The organism is Oscillatoria sp. FACHB-1407 (assembly GCF_014697545.1).
Classification (GTDB): domain Bacteria; phylum Cyanobacteriota; class Cyanobacteriia; order Elainellales; family Elainellaceae; genus FACHB-1407.
The window spans coordinates 21,129-46,080 of the sequence record NZ_JACJSA010000030.1 but is presented as its reverse complement, the minus strand read 5'-3'; the positions used below and the strand labels follow the sequence as shown (position 1 = coordinate 46,080).

Annotated in this window: 21 protein-coding genes; 13 read left to right on the top strand and 8 right to left on the bottom strand. The window is 51.2% G+C overall.

Annotated elements, in window-relative coordinates; translation table 11 throughout:
* The first annotated feature begins 48 nt into the window (after positions 1 to 48).
* From H6G89_RS30955 to H6G89_RS30940, 4 genes are all read left to right on the top strand, one after another.
* Complete coding sequence (locus H6G89_RS30955) at positions 49 to 1,146, top strand: Get3/ArsA fold putative tail anchor-mediating ATPase NosAFP (RefSeq protein WP_190513875.1); 1,098 nt, start codon at positions 49 to 51, stop codon at positions 1,144 to 1,146.
* Positions 1,147 to 1,254: 108 nt separating this feature from the next.
* A complete protein-coding gene (gene chlG / locus H6G89_RS30950) occupies positions 1,255 to 2,310 on the top strand; it encodes a chlorophyll synthase ChlG (RefSeq protein ID WP_190513874.1) in 1,056 nt (351 codons plus the stop codon).
* A 196-nt stretch (positions 2,311 to 2,506) separates the two neighbouring features.
* Complete coding sequence (locus tag H6G89_RS30945) at positions 2,507 to 4,903, top strand: transglycosylase domain-containing protein (protein WP_190513873.1); 2,397 nt, start codon at positions 2,507 to 2,509, stop codon at positions 4,901 to 4,903.
* 165 nt (positions 4,904 to 5,068) lie between these two features.
* The gene (locus H6G89_RS30940; RefSeq protein ID WP_206758117.1) at positions 5,069 to 5,698 is read left to right on the top strand and encodes a rhomboid family intramembrane serine protease; all 630 of its coding nucleotides are present in this window, start codon (positions 5,069 to 5,071) and stop codon (positions 5,696 to 5,698) included.
* An 82-nt stretch (positions 5,699 to 5,780) separates the two neighbouring features.
* On the opposite strand, the gene H6G89_RS30935 is transcribed toward H6G89_RS30940, so the two are convergent.
* From H6G89_RS30935 to H6G89_RS30915, 5 genes are all read right to left on the bottom strand, one after another.
* Positions 5,781 to 6,494: a PHP domain-containing protein gene (locus H6G89_RS30935; protein ID WP_190513872.1), complete on the bottom strand. Its 714-nt coding sequence runs from the start codon at positions 6,492 to 6,494 to the stop codon at positions 5,781 to 5,783.
* A 194-nt stretch (positions 6,495 to 6,688) separates the two neighbouring features.
* Positions 6,689 to 7,177, bottom strand: a complete 489-nt coding sequence (gene ispF, locus H6G89_RS30930; RefSeq protein WP_190513871.1) for a 2-C-methyl-D-erythritol 2,4-cyclodiphosphate synthase — start codon at positions 7,175 to 7,177, stop codon at positions 6,689 to 6,691.
* An 18-nt stretch (positions 7,178 to 7,195) separates the two neighbouring features.
* On the bottom strand, positions 7,196 to 8,074 hold the full coding sequence (locus H6G89_RS30925; protein ID WP_190513870.1) for a hypothetical protein: 879 nt from the start codon (positions 8,072 to 8,074) through the stop codon (positions 7,196 to 7,198).
* A gap of 322 nt (positions 8,075 to 8,396) precedes the next feature.
* Entirely contained in the window at positions 8,397 to 9,080 is a 684-nt protein-coding gene (locus tag H6G89_RS30920) for a histidine phosphatase family protein (protein WP_206758116.1), read from the bottom strand.
* 129 nt (positions 9,081 to 9,209) lie between these two features.
* Positions 9,210 to 10,205, bottom strand: a complete 996-nt coding sequence (locus H6G89_RS30915; RefSeq protein WP_190513869.1) for an SDR family oxidoreductase — start codon at positions 10,203 to 10,205, stop codon at positions 9,210 to 9,212.
* Positions 10,206 to 10,930: 725 nt separating this feature from the next.
* On the opposite strand from H6G89_RS30915, the gene thrC reads away from it, so the two are divergent.
* Both thrC and H6G89_RS30905 read left to right on the top strand, forming a co-directional pair.
* Positions 10,931 to 12,241, top strand: coding sequence for a threonine synthase (thrC, locus tag H6G89_RS30910; RefSeq protein ID WP_190513868.1), 1,311 nt, complete (start codon positions 10,931 to 10,933; stop codon positions 12,239 to 12,241).
* 118 nt (positions 12,242 to 12,359) lie between these two features.
* Entirely contained in the window at positions 12,360 to 12,635 is a 276-nt protein-coding gene (locus H6G89_RS30905) for a MoaD/ThiS family protein (protein ID WP_190513867.1), read from the top strand.
* A 49-nt stretch (positions 12,636 to 12,684) separates the two neighbouring features.
* On the opposite strand, the gene H6G89_RS30900 is transcribed toward H6G89_RS30905, so the two are convergent.
* A complete protein-coding gene (locus tag H6G89_RS30900) occupies positions 12,685 to 14,163 on the bottom strand; it encodes an SGNH/GDSL hydrolase family protein (RefSeq protein WP_190513866.1) in 1,479 nt (492 codons plus the stop codon).
* A gap of 80 nt (positions 14,164 to 14,243) precedes the next feature.
* Complete coding sequence (locus tag H6G89_RS36020; protein WP_255519556.1) at positions 14,244 to 14,366, bottom strand: hypothetical protein; 123 nt, start codon at positions 14,364 to 14,366, stop codon at positions 14,244 to 14,246.
* Positions 14,367 to 14,586: 220 nt separating this feature from the next.
* On the opposite strand from H6G89_RS36020, the gene H6G89_RS30895 reads away from it, so the two are divergent.
* The 5 genes from H6G89_RS30895 to H6G89_RS30875 all read left to right on the top strand — a co-directional run bounded on the left by H6G89_RS30895 (position 14,587) and on the right by H6G89_RS30875 (position 21,484).
* Positions 14,587 to 15,309 (top strand): pyridoxine 5'-phosphate synthase, encoded by a 723-nt coding sequence (locus tag H6G89_RS30895; RefSeq protein WP_190513865.1) that lies wholly within the window; start codon positions 14,587 to 14,589, stop codon positions 15,307 to 15,309.
* Positions 15,310 to 15,394: 85 nt separating this feature from the next.
* Complete coding sequence (locus H6G89_RS30890; protein WP_190513864.1) at positions 15,395 to 15,724, top strand: MgPME-cyclase complex family protein; 330 nt, start codon at positions 15,395 to 15,397, stop codon at positions 15,722 to 15,724.
* A gap of 117 nt (positions 15,725 to 15,841) precedes the next feature.
* Positions 15,842 to 16,756 carry a hypothetical protein gene (locus H6G89_RS30885; RefSeq protein WP_190513863.1) on the top strand — a complete coding sequence of 305 codons (915 nt, stop codon included), beginning with the start codon at positions 15,842 to 15,844 and terminating at the stop codon, positions 16,754 to 16,756.
* A 171-nt stretch (positions 16,757 to 16,927) separates the two neighbouring features.
* A complete protein-coding gene (locus tag H6G89_RS30880; protein ID WP_190513862.1) occupies positions 16,928 to 19,471 on the top strand; it encodes a GumC family protein in 2,544 nt (847 codons plus the stop codon).
* Between the two features lie 633 nt (positions 19,472 to 20,104).
* The gene (locus H6G89_RS30875) at positions 20,105 to 21,484 is read left to right on the top strand and encodes a hypothetical protein (protein ID WP_190513861.1); all 1,380 of its coding nucleotides are present in this window, start codon (positions 20,105 to 20,107) and stop codon (positions 21,482 to 21,484) included.
* A 218-nt stretch (positions 21,485 to 21,702) separates the two neighbouring features.
* On the opposite strand, the gene H6G89_RS30870 is transcribed toward H6G89_RS30875, so the two are convergent.
* Complete coding sequence (locus tag H6G89_RS30870) at positions 21,703 to 22,011, bottom strand: hypothetical protein (RefSeq protein ID WP_190513860.1); 309 nt, start codon at positions 22,009 to 22,011, stop codon at positions 21,703 to 21,705.
* Between the two features lie 256 nt (positions 22,012 to 22,267).
* Between H6G89_RS30870 and H6G89_RS30865 the strand changes: the two genes are divergently transcribed.
* Together H6G89_RS30865 and H6G89_RS30860 are read left to right on the top strand one after the other, a co-directional pair.
* On the top strand, positions 22,268 to 23,131 hold the full coding sequence (locus H6G89_RS30865; RefSeq protein ID WP_190513859.1) for a Tab2/Atab2 family RNA-binding protein: 864 nt from the start codon (positions 22,268 to 22,270) through the stop codon (positions 23,129 to 23,131).
* Positions 23,132 to 23,476: 345 nt separating this feature from the next.
* Positions 23,477 to 24,790: a TldD/PmbA family protein gene (locus tag H6G89_RS30860; protein WP_190513858.1), complete on the top strand. Its 1,314-nt coding sequence runs from the start codon at positions 23,477 to 23,479 to the stop codon at positions 24,788 to 24,790.
* Positions 24,791 to 24,952 lie beyond the last annotated feature (162 nt).

Here is a 24,952-nt window from a genome sequence, read left to right as displayed (position 1 = left end):
ACCATAGCAATAGTTGAAATTTTCAGCCTCTGGGGTAGGTCAATCGGAATGAGTTTTATCTTGACTTTTTTGGGCAAAGGGGGAACGGGGCGCACCACGATCGCGATCGCGGCGGCGAAACGGTTTGCATCTCAGGGGAAACGAGTTTTGTTTGCAGGTCAGGATGTCAGCCCTGCGTTGAGTTTGTTGTGGGAAACTCCGTTGAGTGCTGAGCCTCAGACCGTGGCAACGGGGTTGGATGTGGTGCAATTGCAGACGACGGTTCTGCTGGAGCGGAGTTGGGAAGACCTGAAACAGCAGGAGGCTCAGTACCTCCGCACGCCATTTCTAAAGGCAGTGTATGGTCAAGAACTGGGGGTCTTGCCGGGGATGGACAGTGCGCTGATCCTGAACGCCATTCGAGAATATGACGCCAGCGATCGCTATGACGTGATTGTTTACGATGGGGCGGGTGACCAGGCAACGCTACGGATGCTGGGAATGCCCGAAATTTTAAGCTGGTATATTCGTCGCTTTCGTCAGGTATTTGCAGATTCAGATCTGGGTAAGACGATCTCTCCCTTTATTCAACCTGTTGCCAGTGCCGTTCTCAATGTGAATTGGTCAGGAGACGTGTTTAATCAGCCTGCGGCTCAGCAAGTGAACAACATTTTGGCACAGGGAACGGCAGCGGTGGCTGATCCAAATCGAGTGGCGGCTTATCTCGTGACGACGGGCGATCGCGCTGCTCAGGCAACCGCTAAATATCTCTGGGGTAGTGCTCAACAGGTGGGTGTGACGGTTGGAGGGGTGGTGCTCAATCAATCAATGGCGATCGATGGGTTGCAGTCGGAGTTTGATCCGCTCCCTATTGCCACTGTGCCGACTCGCGCAGAGGGAGATTGGCAAACGGTGATGAATGCGTTACCGGACTTTACTCAGGCGACTCAAGTGCCTCGCCCGATCGCTACTAACATTGCCGAGCGAAAAGTTGCATTGTTTCTACCAGGGTTTGATAAGAAGCAGGTAAAACTTACCCAGTACGGGCCTGAAGTCACAATTGAGGCGGGCGATCAGCGACGCAATATCTTTTTGCCGCCAGAGTTGAGTGGTCGGCAGGTGACCGGGGCTAAATTTCAGGATGGCTATCTCATCATTTCGTTTTGAGATGGCTAGAAACTTGAAATTATTTCATAATGCTTCACAATTAGCGGTAATCTAGACGGTTGACCCACTCTATTTGCACACCCTACTCGTAACAGAGCCATAGTTCTCATGTCTGAGTCTCCCTCTCCTTCCTCCATGCCTGATTCAGGCGTTTCCTCAGATGCGGTTACAGCTATGCCGACCAGTAATGCTGAACAGCCTTCCTCTAAGGGCGATCGCAGTGCCAAGACACGGCAACTGTTGGGCATGAAAGGGGCACAAGCGGGTGAAACTTCGATCTGGAAAATTCGCCTGCAACTGATGAAGCCGATCACCTGGATTCCGCTGATGTGGGGTGTGATTTGTGGTGCTGCCTCGTCGGGGCATTACACCTGGACTCTGGAAAACTTTCTGATCTCAGCGGCTTGTATGTTCCTGGCAGGACCTCTGTTGACCGGGTATACCCAGATTCTCAACGACTATTACGATCGCGAGATCGACGCGATTAACGAACCCTACCGCCCCATCCCTTCCGGAGCGATTTCCATTCCCCAGGTAATCACCCAAATTTGGGTTCTGCTGATTGCGGGGATTGCGATCGCCTACGCTTTGGATGTCTGGGCAGGGCACGAGTTCCCAACGATTACAGTATTGGCGATCGGGGGTTCCTTCCTCTCCTACATCTATTCCGCTCCACCGCTGAAACTAAAGCAGAATGGTTGGTTGGGTTGCTATGCGTTGGGAGCCAGCTACATCGCCTTGCCCTGGTGGACAGGACACGCGCTGTTTGGTGATCTCAACCCCACAATTGTGCTGTTGACCTTGTTCTACAGCCTCTCTGGTCTGGGGATTGCGGTCGTCAATGACTTCAAAAGTGTGGAGGGCGATCGCCAACTTGGGTTGAAATCACTGCCTGTGATGTTTGGCATTACTGCCGCCGCCTGGATCTGTGTCTTAATGATTGATATCTTCCAGTCTGGTGTGGCTGCCTATCTGATCGGCATTCGTCAGAATCTGTATGCGACCATTCTGATCCTGCTCATCATCCCGCAAATTACATTTCAAGATATGTACTTTTTGCGGAATCCGATAGAAAACGATGTGAAGTATCAAGCCAGTGCTCAACCCTTTCTGGTATTGGGCATGTTAGTGACAGCGTTAGCCCTTGGTCACGCCGGGGTTTGATAACCTGTTGATGGCATGTAAAGCCAGGTAGTGTTTTGTGGTGAAAGTTAACGATCCCTGACGTAGTTTATAGTGTGAACTGCTATCGGTTTATCTATAGTGGGTGTAGACTCTGTGATCCCGTTACAAATGCACGAAGCAATTAAGTCGTAGAATTGGGGTTCTGTTAGCCCCAGTTGGTGTGTGAGGAACTAACGTGACAGATTTTATCTCAAGGCTCAAAGCGATCTCCACCAGGGGCAACTCTGCCTCTCGTAAGTCCAATCACGGGGCATCTAATGGAACGCCGAATACCAACCATCTACAAGATGGAAACGGGTTTGTTGAATCGTCTGCACCTCCTCAGTTGCCGAGGCAGCCTGGATCGGTATCTCGCAAAACCTCCTCTCCAGAGACACCGCAACCCGGTACTCAAAGACCTCCCCGCCGCCGCAAACCCATTTATCAACGGTGGTGGGTATGGGTGATTTTGGGTGTGAGTGCCAGTGTTGGGGGTGGCGCGGTGTCTGCCTACGACGCGGTTAATCGGATTCGGGGTGAATTGCCGGATACAGCCGAAGTGTTGACCTTTGTGCGAGATGGAACCTTGACAATCAAGGCAGCTGATGGGTCAGTTTTGCAGCAGTTAGGACCCGCCACTCGCGAAAAGCTATCGTTTGACCAGATCCCACCTCAGCTGGTAGAGGCGTTTATTGCCTCTGAGGATCAGAACTTTTATGAGCATACGGGGGTTGACTACCAGGCGATCGCCCGTGCTGTGGTCGCCAATGTCTCGGCTGGAGAAGTCGTTGAAGGAGGGAGCACCATCACCCAGCAGGTGGCTCGAATCGTCTTTCTTGACCAGGATCGCAGCCTCGATCGCAAATTAAGAGAAGCATTGCTGGCTCAAAAGATTGAAGAAGAATTGACCAAAGAGCAAATCCTGGAACGGTATCTCAATCTGGTCTATTTGGGGTCGGGTGCTTACGGTGTAGCGGATGCTGCCTGGGTTTATTTCAGTAAGCCTGTAGACGACTTGACCTTGTCAGAGATGGCGATGATTGCAGGAATGCCGCCTGCCCCCAGTGCTTACTCACCCTTAGTCAATTTGGAAGTTGCTCGCCAGCGACGCAATATTGTGTTGGCTCGTATGGTTGAGACAGGGTTCATCACCCAGGCAGAGATGGATCAAGCTGTTGCTGCCCCCTTAACCCTAAAACCCAGCACCCCCCGAAACCTCTACAGCAGCACTCCCTATTTCACCTCTTACATTCAGCAACAGCTGCCTAACTACGTCTCGCAAGAAGACCTGGAATTGGGTGGGTTAACAGTTGAGACGACGTTGAATCCAGAGTGGCAGCAGCAAGCTCAGGAGACGGTGATCAACGCGATCAAAAACTACGGTCCTGGGCAAAATTTCACCCAGGCGGCTCTGGTGGCGATCGACCCCCGAACAGGCGAAATTAAGGCTCTGGTGGGTGGCGATGATTTTAATAAGAGCCAATTTAACCGGGCAACACAAGCTTTGCGACAACCCGGTTCTACCTTCAAAGTTTTTGTTTACACCACGGCGATCGCAGGGGGGTTCTCTCCCTATAAGAGCTACGTCGATGCCAAATTTGTGGTGGATGGCTATGAACCCCAAAACTATGGCAGAAGCTATCGAGGCAACCTTTCAATTCGGGATGCGTTAATCTCCTCGGTTAACGTCGTTGCGGTTAAAGCCCTGATCGATGTGGGGTTTGATCCTGTGGTTCAGATGGCTGAGCGCATGGGGATCAAATCAGAATTGATGCCTACTTACTCGCTGGCATTGGGTGCCTCAGAAGTGAATTTGCTGGAGTTGACCAGTGCTTACGGCACCCTGGCATATGGCGGACGGCATGTGGAACCCCACGGCATCATTCGCATTACCAATCGCTATGGGGAAGTGTTGTACGAAGCCGATTTTGAACCAAAGCAGGCAGTTGATGAGGATAGTGCTGCTATCATGACCTGGATGTTGAGGGGAGTCGTGGAAGGTGGTACTGGAGCACGGGCACGACTGCGCGATCGCCAGGTGGCGGGTAAAACAGGAACCTCTGAGGAAAGACGTGACCTCTGGTTTATTGGCTATATTCCTCAAATGGTTACTGGGGTTTGGTTAGGTAACGATAACAACCGTCCGACCTGGGGAGCGAGTAGCACGGCGGCTCGCACCTGGAACGACTTTATGCGGGAAGTGGTGGATGAAATTCCAGCAGAGGAATTTCCCGAATTACCCCGTCTGGAAGGACGCAGAGCAACCATTGATTTGCGCCCAGTCAAGCCTCGTCGCGTCAGCAACCAAAGCGCGGCATCAGATAACGAAACTGAGCGCAACGATTCTTCTGCCTCTGAGTCACAAGATCGGGGAGAACGAGAGCAACGCGACTATTCAGAACCCGTTGATTCGACCCCCAAGGGTGAAGACTCAGGTGGAGATGAAGGTGCTGCTCCAGCAGTCGATGCGGCTCCTCCCGCACCTGAGCCTGCTGCGGCACCTGAGCCTGCTGCTGCGCCTGAGCCTGCCCCTCCGCCGATGGTTGTTCCTGTTGAGCCCGCGCCTGAGCCTGCCGCTCCTGCTGCGCCTTAGGATCGTAGATTAAACAACCTGCACAACTGATGATTTACTGTAAGGGCATGGCAAATGCCATGCCCCTGTCCCCAGAATTGCAATTCGCATTCCTTAGGGGAATTATCTTAGAGGAGCATCTACGACGTACAGAGAATTACGCTCCTATGTTGCAACTCTAAATCGGTGAAACAAGAACAAATTTTTATCTACGTTGTTTGCATCACCATCCTATTTACAGGAGGGTTGCCAGAGGATTGGCGAGAGCGTGCCAATATTTTGGCTGATTTTATCGTGGTGACTTGGGGGATTTCTGCCTTTAATGTCATGGTGGGAGGCACGTTGAACCATCTAGGAATTCGCCCTCGTGACCCCAGTGGAATATTCAGTATTGGGCTTGCGCCATTCTTACATGGCGATGGTAACCATCTCTTTGGCAACACCTTGCCCTTCATTATTTTGGGTTGGTTAGTGTTGCTTCAGGGAATCACACAGTTCTATATCGTCACGATCATTGTGGCGATCGCTAGTGGCTTGGGAGTTTGGCTGTTTGGCAAACCGGACAGCATTCACCTCGGTGCTAGTGGAGTAGTATTTGGCTACCTGGGTTTTTTATTGTTATATGGATACTTCAAACGAGATACCACGACCAGTGTAATCTCCCTGTTCGTAGGAATTTTCTACTCGCAATCGCTGCTGGGCATCCTTCCCGCGCAAAAAGGAATCTCCTGGGAAGGGCATCTCTTTGGTCTGTTAGGTGGTTTCCTGGCTGCTGCCTGGTTACCTGCTCTTGAACGCCTGGTTCCCGTCGGTTAGGGTCAATTGGGGTTCAACACCTGGCGAGTCGATTTGGGCTTCCGAAAAGCCAGGGTTTACTAAATCAACGACGGGAGGTTGGCTAAAGCCGTTGTAACAGACTCAAACCATGCGTGTCAGTGCCACAAGTTTGCAATAACCCCCATACCCGTCCCAGTTCATACACTTCTTGAGTTTGTCGGGGGCTGGGCACCCAGGGACTGGGATTGTTGTAAGCATAATAGGTTTCAATGCCATCGAGGCCCATTTCGGCTGCCGCTGGAATTAACTCATAGTGCGATCGCCTGTAGCGGGCTGGATGTGCCAGGACTGCCAGTCCGCCCGCTGTATGAATGGCGTTGATAATATTGTCTGCTTTGTAAAATTCACCCTGTGCGGTTTCCCGTTGCATGTAGCGTTGCAATGCCTCGTGATCTGGATCAAAGGCATATGCCAGGATATGCACCTCATCGTCTAACAACAGGGCATTAATTTCCATGCCCGTCCACAAGTGAGGCAAGGGGTGGTCATCCTCCACAATCATCGAGGACTGTTGTGACAACCATTGCTGTGCTCGACGATAGCCGTTGGTGCTGTGGTGATCAGTGATGGCTAATCCTTTGAGTCCTAAGGCGATCGCCTGCTCCATCAACTGTTCAGGTTGAAGCCTGCCATCCGAACAAACTGTGTGTAAATGGAAGTTGAACGAAGTTGGGCAACTTTCTGCCGTAATAGCCGCGAAAACCTGCCTAAGCAACGGTGCATCCTGGGCAGGTAACTGCCTACCAGCAGCATCTTGAACCAGATTAACAGCCATAGTGAGCTTAAAGGTTGTTTACATCCAACCTCTACTATATCGGACGCAAGAAAAAACGTCTGGGAGGGGAATAGAAAAGGGGTGTCGGGGGTGGGGAGGAAGGGTTAATAGTCAGGGCAAGCCATCAAAAGAGTTAAGGGAGTTCGTTGTATTGCACTGATCTGACAACAGCTATACTCTCCATTCCCCATTCCCTACTCCCCACTCCCTTTAGTCAAAAGAGCGATCGCATACGCTGCGATTCCTTCCTCGCGACCGACTGGACCCAGTTGCTCATTGGTCGTGGCTTTCACTCCAACCTGATCGGGGGTGAGGTGTAACACTGTGGCAAGGCGATCGCGCATCGCTTGAATGTGGGGTTTGAGCTTGGGGCGTTCTGCCACAATCACGGAGTCTAGATTACTGACCTGCCATCCTTTAGAGCGCACAAGCTGATTGACCTGCTCCAGTAGAACCAGGCTATCGGCTCCTTTCCATTTGGGGTCGCTGGGTGGAAAGTAGTGACCGATATCGCCCAGGCTCAACGCTCCCAACATAGCGTCCATAATGGCGTGGGTTAACACATCGGCATCACTGTGCCCCAACAAACCCAACTCATGGGGAATCTTGACACCACCCAAAATCAGGGGGCGATCGCTCACCAGACGGTGAATATCGTACCCATTACCAATGCGGATATTCATATCTTTAAGAAATACAGCTCAGTTGTTAGGAGAAGGTTTTACGTTTGCAGCAGGTTGTTGGCGTTGTCGTTCAGCTTTGAGCATGGCGACTTCACTATTTTGGCGGTAGACCTGAGTGCGGTCTTGAGCCGTTTTATAACGACTATCTCCCGGTGGAATCTGTGCCATCAGATCCGATGCCCGTTGCCATCGCGCTGCCAGATCTAACCAATCTGCGGGGGTTTGTGCAGATTGTCCATCCACGACTGCCTGCTCTGCAATTCGCACCGCTTGAACAAAGGGATCAGGCTGAGATGGAGCCGCCGGGGTAGGACTGGCTTCATCAGTGGGAGTCGTCACAGCTTGAATTTGAGAACCGAGTCGTAACCCCATCCAATCTGCAACAACCCATCCTACCAACAACAGCAACAAGCTAAAACTAACTCCGCCGACTAGCCCACGCCAAAAGTGTTGTTGAGCTTTGTTTTCTCGGTTGGTTTTGGGCAGCGTTTTAGCATATTCAGGTTTCTCAGCAAACCAATCCTCAAACAGGCGTTTGAGAGGATTCATCCGAGCCAGAGTAATTTCTTGCGACCACAGCAATTGGTGTTCAGGGTCACGGTTAACTTCCTCTAACCAGAGGAGTTGCTGTTCCCGCACAATACGGCTGTTAATGTTGATTCGACGAATATTACGTGGCTGAATCGACTCTAAAATTTGCCGAATCCGATCGACTAAAGTTGTCTGTTCTAGCTGTTCTGGAGTTGCCGCCTCACATAGAAGTTGCAACACGCCATCAGCAAAAATTGCTCTGGTTCTAACTCCAGAGTCTACCAACTTTTCATTCAAGACTTGAATAATCGCTGAAACACTCCCCTGGCGGGCTTGTCTGGCGATATCGTCAATCGGGTCAACCATAGTCAAACCAACCATATGCGGTAGAAAGTCCTGAGCAATGTCTGGTTAAGAAATGAAGCTGTCGTTCCTGTCTCTAACAATAACTCAAGCGTAAGATTGCGGGATATGGTCTACTTTCAAGCATTTTATAGATAAATGACAAGTGTGAATCATAGTAGTTCTAAATGAGTTGTAAGATAAGCGGGTTGTGAGAAACGCATCCCGACGGGATAAGCCTCTCACAACCCATTTGGAATTGCGATAGATCAAGATAGAAAACCTTGAAATGTCACGGATGAAGATAAAAGATGCAAGATTAAAAAATTAATATTTGCTGCTAATTCTAATGTAACTCTGTCGTGTGGAGGTGTTGGCAGTCGTTAAAGTGACGAATTTGCCAAAGGGTTGTGTTCCATCGATTTTGAGATGGGTTCTGGTTAGTTTCGTGCCAGCGAGATTGATCCAACCAAAATTCAAATAGAGCGGTGTTACAAATAGAAATTCCCCAAGAGCGATCGCACCCTAAGAGTTCGGCAATGAGCTGTTGTAACAGCCAACTGTGGCTGATAACCCAGATGCGATCGCCATTGTGATGATGAGTGAGAAGGTGTTGCAGGAACCGTCGGGCGCGATCGCGCCCCTCTCGTAATGACTCGGCTTGAGGGATGGGCAACCAGTCCAGTGAGGCTTCTAACGAGGCACATAAGTCTGGGTACAATGCTTTTGCCTCTGCCCAGGTCAATCCCTCGAAGATGCCATTCTGAAACTCCTTTAATTCATCGGCATACTCAACGGGAATGGGTTCAATTTGAGAGAGCAGAATATCAGTTGTTTGGCGCGATCGCCTCAGGGGACTGCTGTAAATGTGGGTAGGAGCTTGAAATTCGGCTTGTAACCGTTTAGCCAGTCGCTTGGCTTGGTCTTGTCCGATGGTAGTTAACGCATCATCCCCCCAACCCTGCATTCGTCGTTGCTGGTTCCAGGTTGATTGGGCGTGGCGAATGAGCACTAGCTCTAGAAATGCCATCAGTCAAGGAGAGTGCTAAGACCTGAGGAAACGGAACTGCCTGTACGGGTGCAGCATTGGGATAGAACTACCGAAAGTGATGCAGCAATTGACTTAACCCAATGCTACGCCCTGCTTAACCCAATGCTTTTAGTTTTGTTTCTTGAAGGGGCTGCGTTTCTGCCGTCGTGCCTGTTCGCGCTCTTTAGCTTTCTCTTTCTCGTACTCAATCTCCTTGAGCTTTTTCATGATGCGACCAAAGTAGTCTTGCAGGTACGCCTCTAATGTCGTTACCTCACTGGGGTCAATGCCAAACACCTTGTAAGTCTCCTCCATGGAGGCATTAACAGGCTTACCAGCCGCAATGACTTCAGTAAAGGCGAGGCGATCAGCAATATTCCACGTCCATTGAAAGAACCGAGCAATGCGGCGTACGCTACGGAGCAAGTTTAGAGGCATCCGAGTTACCTTGGCTTCTTGCCCAGACAACCGTTCACAGAGGCGAATGATTTCGTAGGCTTCCCAGGCTCTAGAGCCAACCACTGGGAAAGTACGATTTACAGTTTCCGGTACTTTGAGTGCTTTGACAGCAAATTTAGCCAGATCTTGAGTATCGATGTAGGCGATCGCTGAGGTGTCTCCCATGACCCAAACGGCTTGCTTTTCCAGGATGGGAATGGCGTATTGACCGATTAAACCCTGAAGGAAGCCTGCCGTGCGCAAGACGGTGTACTGTAGACCTGACTCCGCCAAAAAGTCTTCGACGCAGTGCTTAATTTCCATCAGAGGCACATCGGGATATTTCTCCGCATCCAAAATAGAGAAGAAGATAAACCGCTCTACTCCAGCGACTTGTGCCGCTTGAATCAATGCGACCTGACCGTCCCAATCCACTTCTTTAATGCTTAAAGAGTCAGTCGCTCTGGCAGTTGCCGCATCGATCACAGCCGTTACCCCTGCCAGGGCGGGAGGGAGTGTGTCGGGTTCACATAAATCACCCTGCACCAGCTCAGCACCCCATTCCTTTAGAAAAGCGGCCCTTTTGAAGCTACGCACTAAGCAGCGCACTTCATAGCCTTCATCTAAAGCGCGACGAACGACTTGCCTTCCTAAAGTTCCGGTGGCACCTACAACTAATAAACTCATTAGAGAATAAGGGTAAATTATTAACTTTTTATAAGATATATCAGAAATAACGCTTTTCTTCGACTCATCTGGGTCAGGTTCAGCCCATTTTTATGAGACTTCTTAATTTCATTACATTTCTTGATGGTGAGATAAGCCGTCTGAATGATGACTCAAGCGTAGCAAAGATTAGGGGAAATCTGACGAAGCAGCTTGCCTGACAAATCTTTTAGCTTGGGGATTTCAATCGCAGTCGCTAGTCATTGGTGGGTTAGGTGCCAGTGACCAGTGCCAGTGACCAGTGCCAGTGACCAGCGACAAACGAGCTATAACCACACCGCTACGCTTTGTTCACAAACTGCATGGGTTTCAGCATCAGGGGGGATTACTGCTTGCCCTGGTTTTAACTTGAGCTTGAGGTTTGGTAGTCGGGTTTAAGCCTGTTCAGGACAGGTCAAGTTAACTCGCTATATTCTTTACAAATCTTAACTTTAGCGGAGTGGGGCGATCGCGAATCCCACGTTTCTTAATGGGAATTCAAAAACCTTGATAAACGAAGATTTAGGCTTGATGAACTGGGGATAAATTGAAACCCGACAAAATTTGTCGGGTATGTTTGACGGGTTTTTGTCACCCGTGTTACGATTAGCCCCAACAAAATAAAAAAAGTTTCTAATTTTGCTGAGAACCTTTCCACTCCAGGGGTTCCGACCTGTCCACTAAGTGCTATCCGAGTAAACCAAACCATGACCCAGGCGTTAGAACTGTCAACCGCAACTCCGTCAACGGCTGCAACCTTCAATGCACTCAAATGTAAAGAGTGTGGCGCAGAGTACGAACCCAAAGCCATTCATGTGTGTGAGTTTTGCTTTGGTCCGCTCGAAGTCGCTTATGACTATGCAGCACTGGCTCGCCAAGTGACCCGTAAGAGCATCCAAGCTGGACCAAACTCCATCTGGCGTTATCGTCCGTTTTTGCCCGTGCTGAGTGACAACCCCATTGATGTGGGGACTGGCATGACTCCGTTGCTGCAAGCGAATCGGCTGGCCCGTCGCCTGGGTCTGAAAAAGCTTTATATCAAAAATGATGCCGTTAACATGCCCACCCTCAGCTTCAAAGATCGGGTGGTATCGGTGGCTCTGACTCGTGCTCGTGAACTGGGTTTCACAACCGTTTCTTGTGCTAGCACTGGCAACCTGGCAAACTCGACAGCGGCGATCGCGGCTCATGCAGGGCTAGACTGCTGTGTCTTCATCCCCGCCGATCTGGAAGCCGGAAAGATTTTGGGAACGTTGATTTACGGTCCAACGGTCATGGCTGTGCAGGGTAACTATGACCAGGTCAACCGCCTCTGTTCTGAAGTGGCAAACTCCCATGGTTGGGGCTTTGTCAACATCAACTTGCGTCCTTACTACTCAGAAGGCTCTAAAACTCTGGGCTACGAAGTGGCAGAGCAACTCGGCTGGCAACTGCCCGACCACATTGTTGCACCCCTTGCCTCTGGGTCACTGTTCACCAAGATTTACAAAGGTTTCCAGGAGTTTATCAAAGTCGGTTTAGTGGATGAGAAGAGTGTTCGCTTTAGCGGTGCTCAGGCTGAAGGTTGCTCCCCGATCGCCCAAGCCTATCGTGAAGGTCGCGATTTCATCACTCCAGTCAAACCCAGCACAATTGCCAAGTCGATCGCGATCGGCAACCCTGCTGATGGGGTTTATGCCGTTGATATTGCCCGTAAGACCAATGGCAACATTGAATCTGTTACCGATGCTGAAATCATTGAGGGCATGAAGCTGTTGGCTGAAACCGAAGGCATCTTCACCGAAACGGCGGGTGGCACCACGATCGCCGTTCTCAAGAAGCTGGCTGAAGCGGGCAAGATTGACCCTGAAGAAACCACGGTTGCTTACATCACGGGTAACGGCTTGAAGACTCAGGAAGCGGTTCAAGGCTACATTGGCGAACCGCTCACTATCGAACCCAAGCTTGACAGCTTTGAGCGTGCCCTCGAACGCTCCAGAACCCTTGAGCGACTTGAGTGGCAACAGGTCTTGGTTTAAGGATGAAGGATAAGGGATAAAGGATGAAAAGAAAGTTTTGTCCTTTATCCTGCTTTCCTCTGTCCTAACCTATTCAGCATTTTTTATCCTTTATCTTTTCGCCTTCATCCTTTCAGTTATGTCTGTTAAAGTTCTGATTCCAACCCCGCTGCAAAAATTCACTCGTGATCAAGCCACTATTGAATGCGATGGAGGCACGATCGCGGAGCTACTTGACTCCCTGGAGCAAAGTTTTCCTGGCATCAAAGCCCGCTTGTGTGATGAACAGGGGCAACTCCGCCGCTTTGTCAATTTCTACGTCAACAGTGAAGATATTCGCTTCCTGGATGGAGCTAACACTCCCCTCAATGCTGGAGATGAGGTCAGCATTGTACCTGCTGTCGCTGGGGGCTGATTCTACTCCATTGCGGGTTTGTAGGTGCCCCCAAACTGACACATCCCTTCTATTGATTGACTCCAAACCCACCTGTGATTGACCGGATGAGATTAGGGAGGGGTCCCTGGCTTGATAGGAACCCGAGAATGTCTCGCAAGCTTTCCAGGTTGGCGGGTAGGTCGTTGAGTAAGACATCGGCTGCAACGATTTTGTTCCAGTCGAGTGGTTTTACGATTTGTCCTGGAGTGACTGATTTCATCACTTGCAAGACTTCGTGAGCGACAATGCCGTAGCCCACGGTGGTAGGGTGAATGCCATCCAGACTGAAGATGCCGCCCTGATGACGTTCACCTGGGGGAGCATCGGATTTAACTCGGAGATACCGGGTATCCAGGATCGGCTTGCCATCGACGGTAAAGCGATCTTGGGTGCCCGGATTTGTTTTCAACGCCTGCACTAGCTCAGGTGGGAAGACATAGACGGGTCTGCCGTTTTGTCGTCGGTAGGCAAGGCGATCGAGTGCACGACAAAAATCAACAACATGCCAACCCCGTTTTTGGGCTTCTGTGGCGATCGCCTCGTTGTATTCGTCAATCACCTGATCAATTTGGCGAGCATCGTTTTGAGTCAAGGCGGGGTACTGGTCAGGGGCTTTGGCAAAATCGTTATCCCAGACCCAAAAGTGAGTGTAGTAGTCGTAATACCCATCGGCGGAGCGTTCCCGGTCAGGGGTTCTGCCGGGGGAGATGCCGCGACTCACTGGGGGAATCGTGACATGGGGAATGGTTCCGATGAAGACATTTTTGGCACCAATTGCCGAAATTTTGTCAGCCACTCGCCGTAGCAATTGCCGAAAGTGCTCAGGCACCCACAGCGTAGCACTGCGCTCGTGCGATAGACGGTTGATATCTGCCAGTTGTGACCAGACGATTTTGAGTCTACCCACAGTGCCGAGGCAATTGTTGCCCCCCAACCAGAACATCAGATTGTCGATGCCCCCTTGAGAACGGGCGATCGCTTCGGCAGCTTTGATTTGCGACAACTCTTCATATTGGGGCAAAAACTGGGGATTCAGGGTTCGCCGTGCAGTGCGATACATAGCAAATTCTGGAATCTGGTTTAGCAGGTCGTCCTTGTCACGGGGAATCGTTCGCCGACAAATGGCTTCAGTCAGTGTGTCACAGTCACCCAACTCAAACCCCCAAACCGCCAGATTGTGATGCAGGGGTCCCGTTGGTGATGCTTCACTGCCTTCGCCCCGTTCCCAATAATCCTCGACACGATCCATGAAGCTGCGAACGCTTAACAAAGCCATCGGCACTTCCAACCAACTCACTTTGGCTCCGTAGCGTCGAGCCAGCAGTCGAAATAGCTGATCCAGGTTGAGTGGTAAGCCCCCTTCTCCACCAAAATCAGGCACTCTAAAGTCCTGTATCCCCAGACAGTCTGCCAGCATTTGAGGATAGGAGAAGTCAGTTTTGCAAATACTTCCGCTGATAAATCCTTGTGAGAGGCTGTCTCCGATGACGACGAGTTTTGCGGGCATGGATGTCTCTATTAACAGGTAATGAATTGTCAACTTGATAACACTTCCCTGCTGGCGATCGCCCCAACCTTTAACATCAATTAATTCGGAGGGGAGTGGGGAATGGGGAATAGGGAATGGGGGGTGGGGAATGGGGAGTGGGGAATGGGGAGTGGGGAATGGGGAGCCCAGTCAATGACGATTAACGATTGACCATTGACCATTAACGATTAACCATTGACCATTAGCGATTAACCATTGACCATTGACCATTGACGATTAACGATTGACCAATAACTAACGACAACTGACCATTGACAACTGACGATTAACAATTGACCAATGACCATTTGCCATTTTTCTCCCAAATATCCACATCTGAACCCCTTAAAGATTGCTATATGATTAGAAACGTGTCATTTTTGGCAGGCGAAGGAGCAGAGAGTGCCAACCTTAGGCGTAAATATTGACCACATTGCAACGATTCGGCAGGCACGACGAACCGTAGAGCCTGATCCGGTAGCCGCGGCAGTGTTAGCAGAGTTGGCTGGGGCCGATGGCATTACAGTGCATCTGCGGGAAGATCGGCGACACATTCAAGACCGGGATGTGCGCCTGCTCCGGCAAACGGTACGTACTCATCTCAATTTGGAGATGGCGGCAACGGACGAAATGGTGGCGATCGCCCTCGACATTCACCCCGACTATGTGACACTCGTTCCAGAGCGGCGTGAAGAGGTCACCACCGAAGGTGGACTGGACATCCTGGGTCAGAAAAAGCGCATGGCTGATGTGGTCGATCGCCTCCAGAGTGCAGGCATTCCCGTGAGCCTGTTTATTGATGCTGATCCTGACCAAATTGCCGCTTCTGCGGCGGTCAAAGCTCAATTTATTGAGTTGCACACCGGGCAATATGCCGAAGCGAAGGATGAAGCAAGCCGCGCTAAGGAATTGGCTATTTTAGCGGAAGGATGCCAACAGGCGATCGCCGCTGGTCTACGAGTCAATGCCGGACACGGACTGACCTATTGGAATGTTTATGCGATCGCTTGTCTCGATGGCATGGAAGAATTGAATATTGGACACACGATTGTCAGCCGTGCCGCCCTAGTGGGTATGGAGCGAGCTGTGCGTGAGATGAAACAAGCTATCCGAGGAGAATTGTAATTCTCGGTTTTGCCCCCAACTATCTGGTTTTGCCCCCAATTTCTAGAATTTTTAACCCCATTCAATCCATTCTCAACATTTGATCATGACAACCTACTACTACGTTCTGAGCAGTCAAAAATTCTTGTTAGAAGAAGAACCCACTGAGGAAGTGCTGCGGGAGCGAACTTGTTACTATCACGAGCAAGAAAAAGAAATTGACTTTTGGCTGGTCACTCAACCGGCTTTTTTAGAAGCTCCTGAATTGGCTCAAATCAAAGCCCAATGTCCTCAGCCGGCCGCTGCGATTATTTCTACGAATCCTCAGTTCATTACCTGGCTCAAACTGCGTCTGGAGTTTGTGTTAACGGGTGAGTTTCAGGCTCCCTCTGACACGATTCCCACTCCACTTGCATCGCTGACAAGTGCGGTGTAATAGGGGATGTAAGAGGTAATCTTGCAAGTGGGCAGCATTCGCTTATAGACGATGTGGCTTGACCCAGCCTGAAACCGTCAGTGCTATGCCCTGTGAATCAACGTGGATGGGGGATGTATGGCTCGGAGCAATTCACACATTACATTCATCGGTGGGGCGATCGCGAGTGCGTTTGCAATCACAGGGGTAGGATGGAATGTGAATCAAGAGGCGATCGCTGTTGTAGTTGCCCAGGGAGCCGTTGCTCAACCCCAATCTCCGTGTGCGCCCCCTGCGGCTAACGAGTATTTGTTGATGGTGGTCTATCGATCGCCCCAGGCACATGATCAACTAACTCAAGCCCTCCCACGCAATACAACCACCACGGTTTGCGACTATCTCGGTACGACCGTAACCCGTGTAGGAGGCTTTACTGACCTGGAGGTTGCTAACTCCTGGGCACAATTTTTATCAGATGTTGGCGGATTGCAAGCGTTTGTGGCACGTCCTCCTGAAGCCAATGTCCCTCCAACCGATCAGCCAGTTGCACCAGAGGCAACGCAGTCTCCGACGCCTCAGCCTGACGCTAACGCAACAGCGACGCCACCCTTTCCCTCTCCGGGAACACCGCCTGATGCCAATCAGCCGACTCCGGGGGCAACCGCCAGCGAACTGGCTCCGGCTCCGTTTCCTCAACCCACTCCCACTCCAGCCACACAACCTTCTCCCAGTCCTGCCCCTCAAGCAACTCCAACCCCAGGCCCAGCGACTGATCCGAGAGTGGCCTACAATCCTCAAGCGTTGGGGACAGGGTATGCGGTGTTGGTTGATTATTTCAACCGCCCAGAAGTCGCGACCCAACTCCAGCAAGTCATTACCACTCCGGTTGGATTGGTGTCCTATGAGCAACGTCCCTATTTGTTAGCAACCTATACGAGTGATTTGACGGCTGCGGCGGCTGTGTTACAAACACTGAGCGATCGCAACTTTTCGGTAGTGATCGTGGATAGTCGGCGAGCCGTGTTGCTGACTCCACGAGTCGTCACCGATTAAGGCGATCGCTAAGATGAGCGCATTTTGTGGCGATTGAGAACAACGTGAGTAATTGAGTAGAGGCGATCGCGGATTTTCTGTCAATTCCAAAAATTTGCTGTTCTGACATGAACGTTCCGTAGAAAGAAAGAGAGTGCCTGAACTCTTCACTTACCGAAATCTGGGTCAAAAATGCCAGTTGAGTCAAATCATCCAAATCGTTCGTCTAAGTCACACCAACAAAACGGTTACTCTGGACCTCCAGTGATCGTCTCTGCTCCAGTTGCAGCGATGTATCAACAGGAAGACCTGGACCTTGCTCAAATTTTGAGAATTGTGCAGCGGCGGGGATGGCTGATTGCCAGTGTAGCGATCGCTGTCACCTCAACCATTTGGGGATGGACATTAACGCGCACCCCCATTTATCGGGGTGAATTTCGAGTGTTGGTGGAGGAAGTCAGCCAGACTGATCCCTCTCAGCAGTTATTGCAAGAGAGCCAAATTCAGCTCTCACCCACCTTTGACTATTCCACCCAGATTGAGGTCTTGCGGAGTCCAGCCCTGTTAGAGCCGATTGCCGAGCGACTGCGGGACGAGTATCCCGATGTCAACTCTGGCTCGCTCGCCGGGGGCTTGGTGATTAGCCGATTGCGCGATACCAAAGTGTTGTCTGTGAGCTATCTCGGCACTGACCCTGACAAGATTCAGGCGGTGTTAGAGGCAGTTTCTGATGCTTACCTCGATTACAGCTACGAAGAACGGCGCACCAGTCTGCAACAGGGGGTCGAGTTTGTTGACAGCCAATTGCCTGATCTGCGGGAACGGGTGAATACGCTGCAAGTGCGGTTAGAAAAGTTTCGGCAGGAATATAGCCTGATTGACCCCGAATCGCGGGGCAACGACCTGTCGAGCCTGATTAGCGGCGTTGAAAAGCAACGGCAGGAAACCCAGACCCAGTTAAGTGAGGCGCGATCGCTCTATGGCACTCTACAAAATCAGTTAGGCTTTAGCCCCGATGAGGCACTTGCTGCTTCTGCTTTGAGTGAATCGCCCCGTTATCAAAATCTGCTGAATCAGATTCGTGAGGTGGAGTCCCAAATTGCCGTCGAATCGGCTCGCTGGCAGCCCGGTCACTATGCGATCGCCACTTTAGAGGATAAACGAGCAGAACTGTTGCCCCTGTTAGATGCAGAAGCCGAGCGAATTTTGGGCGAACAGGCAAGCTCTGGGGTGAATAGCAACCTCACCCCAACCTCATTGGAACTGAGTAAACAATTAGTCACTACGGCGAACCAGGTGGAAGTGTTGGAAGCCCGCAGTGATGCGCTGGTGGAGGTAGAGGCACGCCTCAAAGAAGAGTTTGAGCTAGTGCCTGCGCTGGCGAGGGAATATACCGATTTGCAGCGAGAATTGAAGATTGCCACCGAAAGTCTCAACCGCTTTTTGTCCACTCGCGAAACGCTGCAAATTGAGGCGGCACAGAAGTCAACCCCCTGGGAATTGCTATCGGCTCCGGCGACTCCTCAAACTCCCATTTCTCCAAATGTGCCGCGCAATTTAGCTATGGGGGCGATCGCCGGGTTGCTGCTGGGAGCCGTTGCGGCAGCGATCGCTGAGAAACTCGACTCTGTATTTCACTCGCCTGATGAAATTAAGGCAGTTACTAAATTGCCTCTCCTGGGCGTGATTCCCTTTGCCAAGAGCCTGCAAACAGTAGCTGCTCCGGCAGGAGTAGCATCTGATTCAGAGTCAGAAACCCACTTCGGCAACAACGGGAAACCATCGTATCAACGGGGCGATCGCCTGACTCAAACAGTGACCACGTCGGAACCGTCATCCTATAGAACCTCTCCCTTCTTTGAGGCGTTCCGCTCGTTCTACGCCAATATCCGCTTTCTCAGTTCTGACACTCCCATTCGCTCATTGGTGATTAGCTCGGCAGCACCAGGAGAGGGCAAATCGACAACATCCTTGCACCTCGCCAAAGCGGCGGCAGCGATGGGACAACGGGTGTTGCTGATCGACGCAGATTTGCGCTGTCCTCAGTTGCATAGTCGCTTAGACTTGCCCAATCTGCGGGGGTTGAGTAACGCAATTGTAAATGAGCTGTCGTTGCAACAGGTGATTCAGCGATCGCCCGATGATGACAACCTGTGCGTCATTACGGCGGGACCCATTCCCCCTGACCCAATCAAGCTGCTCTCGTCACGCCGGATGCAAAACCTGATGGCACAAGTGCGGACTCAGTTTGATCTGGTAATCTACGACATGCCACCTCTACTGGGCTTCGCCGATAGCAACCTGCTGGCTGCTCACACAGATGGAGTAATTCTAGTTGTTGGACTCGGTAAGACCGATCGCGCTGCCCTGGGTCAGGCACTCGAAGCCCTGAAGATCTCTCCCATTCCCGTTTTGGGGATTGTGGCAAACGGCATTCGGGCTTACACAACCCATCCTTACAGCTATTACCGCTATCACCGCTACTACACTCAAAATCAGACAACCTCCTCGTCCGGTGTAGAGCCAGGGAAACTGGTGCATGTGCCGCGATCGCACTTTGGTTTGCAAGAACCAGACAGCCTCAAAACCTGGTTAACATCCCGTGTTGGTATGTTGGCGATTGGGGGAGTCAGCCTTACAGTGTTGCTGATGATGATGGTCTGGGTTACCTACAGTCGTCTGGCAACACCCAACCCGCCGCAATCCCCGACTCCTGCGGTAGAGAGTCGGGAGTAAAGAGGTCGAGGGTAATCAGGAGTTTTATGGGCAAATCAGCGTTGGAGAGGGGTTTGGCACTGCCGAACTCGTACAAGCATTCGTCGCCTTCACAATTCAAATTGGGATAACGTCAATTCGGTTAAACACCTGGCGAATCAATTTGCGGCTATGGGAGCGGAGTCCGCCGACGCGGACTACAGAAAATCAAGGTTTGCCGAACCGACGTAGGTCAGTTTTGCGCTTGTAGCGGCGGTTTTAACCGCCAAGATCCTTATCTCGAACTCATACCAAGTTGCATTGGCTTCACTGCACATGATTCCGTAGGGGCGTTTCGCGAAACGCCCCTACCCAGTGATCTGCCACAATCAAACATTAAATCGGTATCAGATTTGGGATAAGAAGAGGGAATTGGGTCGCGCCTCGGCGCACTCGTGAATTGACGTCCCTTTCCTCTGGGGAACAATTTATGCCAAGTCATTGTCGTGGGCAAAAGACCCCTGACGATCGATTGTGCTGTCATTGTTCGGCTTAGCTTTATCCGGATTCCCTCTCTGGATCAATGACGATTGAATTTTTGAAACGTTAAAAGGGATATAGACGAGGCTCGGAGAAAATTTTGCTCTGAATTGACCTGATTTGGGAGGAAACCCCATGACCTCAACTGCGAATCAACATGCTGTTGGTATTTTCCCCGATCGCCCGACCACTGCATCTGCCCTGCAAACCTTACAGGATGCTGGTTTTCCTCGGCGACGCATGACGGTAATTGCGAGAGACGCCAAACAACAAGGCGCGATCGCAGGCGTTCCGGTGCATAATCACCTTGGCAATCGAGCAGGTCAGGGAGCGACCGCAGGGGCGTTGACGCTGGGTCTGTTGGGTGGAGCCGCCGGACTTGCTGCCGGATTGGGATTGATCGTGATTCCGGGATTGGCTTCTCTGGTTGGGCTAGCACCTGGTCTATTTGTCGGTGAGGCTGCGGTGGGCGCATTAACTCTGACAGGAGCAGCAGTCGGTGCAACAGCAGGAGGTCTGCTCGGTGGATTAATTGGGTTAGGGGTTCCTGAAAATCGGGCACGGCAGTATCGCGATCGCGTCGAGCGGGGTGATTATTTGGTGCTGTTGCGGGGGACTCGCACAGAGATTCAGCGGGCAGAGGCAATGCTGCACCAACATGGGATTCAGGATTTTGGGGTTTATGACGTGCCGCAAACGCTGGAGCGTCCTCTAGAGGCACCTATCCCAGCGAAATCAATCCATGCCGTTCACGATACACCTGCTACAGGTGCCGCGACTCTGCTTCAGCTTGATCCTCCCGTAACCAACTCGGTTTCTCAGCCCGTGGTGGAGTATCCTCCAGCGCAACCGATCGCTCAACCAGTGAGCGATAGCCCTGCTGTGGTTCCTCCTGCCATGCCGCCTGTACCGCCGCCTCGTGGGGAGAGTGGCTTCGCGTCAAACTCTATTCCCCCCAACCCGATGCCCTCTGGTCGTCCGTTGCGTGATCCGTCGGTGCGATCGGCTTATCCTGAAAAGCGGCTAATGGGGACGTTTGTCACGACTCAACTGATGGAGCAGGCATTAAATGCATTGAAAAATGCGCGGTTCCCGATGCACAAGATTTCAGTCGTGGTGCGTGATACCGAGACTGTTCTCCAATTAGATGACTCTGCTAGAGATACCGCTTCTTCATCTGGAACGGTTTTAAGCGGCATCACAGGTTTAATGGTGGGCTTACAGCGATTGGTGATTCCAGGACAAGGGCAGTTTCTTGTGATTGGGGGAGATACATCTGCCCTGAACCGCACTCAGACTCCTGGCAAACCCACTGACCTCATCCAAGCCTTGACTGGCTTAGGTATCTCAGAAGCCGATGCTCGATTGTTTGGCGATCGCCTCAGTCAGGGGGCAACCCTGGTAATGGTTCGTGGGGTGGGTGGTGAGACGCTGCACGCGACCTCGATTCTAAGTCAGCACGGGCTACAGGATTGGTGCATCTATGATGTCCGGGATGGAGCCTTGACGAAGTAATCTGGTAGGCACACGATGTAAGGGTTCAAGGCATACAGGCGTTAAGGAGTGCATCTAGTGATTGGGGGACTGAACCCGGCGAATGAATTCGCGGCTATTGGAGCGAAGTCGCCTACGCAGACTGAGGTTTTGTGCTGATAGCTGCGGTTTTAACGGCCATTCCCCTAACCGTCAGATGCACCCGGTTTTGAGCCGGATGGGTTGTTCTGACGATGGGTCTAGCCCACGCGCACATCTGCCCAATAAAACTGGAACACAGCAAAGATAGCCATCGCACCAATGATTTGGACAAACAGGGGGGCGATCGCAAACCCGATAAAAAAGCAAGCTGTGCCAACGATCAGCGTCATCAAACTAAAAACTTCCTCTAACCAAAATCCCTTGGATCGCTGCAAAAATAAGCTCAAGCCTGCAATCCCGATCGTCAGCAAAATGAGATACATGGGAATAAACAGCGAGGTTGCATACAAAACCGCATACACGGGAACAGCCAAAATCAAGCTTGCGAGAAATGCGTAAAGCGGCATGAACGTCTCCAGGGGTTGAGTTAGAGGGAAAATATCGTCACAAAATAATTATTCAAAATTTGCCGCGTTCCTGAAGTGATGCAACTGAGGGATGTTCCGTGATGTAAATAGCGATTTTGAGTGATGCCGACCCGGATTTGTCGTGATAGCGATCACCCATTTCGCGTCATTGTTAAACGGGGCTCGTGACGGAAGCCCCTTTCCGACTCCCCATTCCCCTTATGATCAGAGATAGAGGTTTAGAGCACACGACATCATGCCTGTTATTTGGGAACTAGATTTTTACTCACGTCCGGTGTTGGACGACCAGCAGAAAAAACTCTGGGAAGTGCTGATTTGTGAAAGCCCCCTGGAGATTAATACGCGGTTAGACTCGTTGTTTCGCTATTCCCAGTTTTGCTCTAACACCGAGGTCAATTCGGTTGTGTTGTCTAAAGCGATCAAAGAGGCGATCGCCCAGGCACCCAAGCCACCGGATAAAATTCGCTTTTTTCGTCGTCAAATGACGAATATGATTGCCAGAGGATGTCAGGAGGCAGGTATTCCGGGCTATGCTAGCCGTCGCACGCTGGCACTCAGTGCATGGATTCAAGAACGAATGGAAACGGTCTATCCCACCATGCCCAACTATCAACCGGGCAGTAATCCCTCTGTCAATACCCCCCTCAATCCCCCTCAACCTCTACCAGATGCGCTGATTGGTCAGCAGTGGGCATTTGTCACGCTCGAAGCAGGAGCATTTGCCGATATGCCTGAGTGGAAGATTGATTTTGGCGAGGCGTTTCCGCTGGACATCGCAGGTATCAACTCAACAGACCCAATTCCGGGCATCATCGTCTTTTCGCCCCGTGCTCTGCCCCTGGCGGCGTGGATGTCCGGTTTGGAACTGGCATCCTTACACTTGAGTAGTGAGGCTCCTTTCAGGCTATTGCTCGAAACCGGAATTAGTGATACCTGGGTGCTTGCCAATCTACCCAAACCTCAGTTGCAGCAAGAAGCACAAGCTTTTGAAGCGGCTAAAAAAAAGGTCAATGGCGTTCACTTTTTGGCAGTCCAGGCCAATCCTCAAGTGGAGGAATTTACGGGCTTCTGGTTAATGCGAGAGTTTGATCTGGCGTAAAGTAACGCCGCAGCGTGCTCTCGTCCTGATTTCAAATGATTGGGATTTCAAATGATTGGGATGTGAATAGCCGATGCAGTCGGGTTTGGTTCTGTGGCTGCAACTTCAACGGCAAAGCCTTGAGACAGGGACACATCCCAGAGGAAGCTTTACAAGACTTTACAAGGTATAGCTTTAGTCAGAAAGCTTCGGACAAAGCGAATGGCTCAAACCCTGATTCTGAGAGGACTTCCTGACTTACCTTCGCCCATCGAACGTGGTTGCGGCTGTAAGTAACTCTAGCGCAATGTACCTTGATCCCCGAAGATGGTTTAAGTGAAAGATGTCTGACCTCACATAGGACTTATGGCTTCTGACAATTCGCAACAAGCAGTACTCGCAGAGCAACTGTTGGAATTAGCAATGCAGTCAGGGGCAGAGGCAGCGGAGGTATTTCAGTCGCAGTCTTTGTCGCGACCTGTTTTTTTTGAGGCAAATCGACTCAAGCAACTCGAAAGCTCCCAAGCAGAGGGGATTGCGTTGCGTCTATGGCGCGAGGGTCGTCCGGGTTTGGCAGTTGCCTATGGTCCGGTTGCACCTCATGCTCTGGTGGAGCGGGCGATCGCCCTCAGCTATCTCAACGACCCTGAAACCATTGAACTCTCTTCTTCTACCAAAGCTACTTACCCTGACCTGGGAGAGGCGGTCCCCGTTGAACAGTTGGTCGCATGGGGCAAAGAGGCGATCGCTCTCGTGCGAGAAGCCTATCCTGAGAGCCTGTGTTCGGCAGAGTGGGAATGTGATGTCGAAACCACCCGTCTGATTAACTCTAAAGGCTTAGACTGTGGCTATACCGACACCACATTGAGTTGCTTTTTAGGGGCAGAGTGGGTGCGGGGTGACGATTTTTTGAGCGTCTCGGATGGGCAAACTCAACGCGGTCGCCTTGACCCTGTTGCTCTGGCGCAACAGATCGTGCAACGTCTACGATGGGCAGAAAAGAACACGGCTCCCCCAATTGGCAAGGTGCCTGTGTTGTTTACGGCTAAGGCTGCTGATATGTTGTGGGGAACGGTGCAGGCGGCTCTCAACGGCAAACAGGTGATCGAGCGGGCTTCTCCCTGGAGCGATCGCCTGGGTGAACCCGTGACAGCCTCTGCTCTGACGATCTATCAACAACCTGACGCTGGACCGTTTAGCTGTCCGTTTGACGATGAAGGCACCCCAACACAGCCCATTACCTTCATCAAAGATGGTGTGTTGCAACTGTTTTACACCGATCGCACGATTGGTAAGGCGTTAGGCAGTGGCACCACGGGCAACGGATTTCGCCCCGGTCTGGGCAGTTACCCCACTCCCGGTTTGTTTAATCTACTGATTCAACCCGGATTCAAATCCCTCATGGAACTCATTGGTTCCCTCAAACAGGGCATCATCGTGGATCAGATGTTGGGCGGCAGTGCCAGTATTTCTGGAGAATTTTCTGTCAATGTGGATCTGGGGTATCGCGTTCACAATGGGGAAGTTGTCGGGCGGGTAAAGGATACGATGGTGGCAGGGAATGTCTACACTGCCCTCAAAAATTTGGTAGAACTGGGCGAGGATGCTGACTGGAATGGCTCCTGCTTTACGCCATCGGTGATTGTACAGGGGCTATCCACAACTGGCAGAGTTGAATAAGAGATAGGCTGGCAAAACACAAATACTTTTGTCGGCTCTAAAATTGAGCGGTATACTCCTGATCCAGGAGCCGCTCATCCGTTAAAACAGGGCAGCATATTACCAGGGGCATTTCAAAGTTAAGTACTGCTATTCACAGATAGGGTTTGGAAATAAAACCAG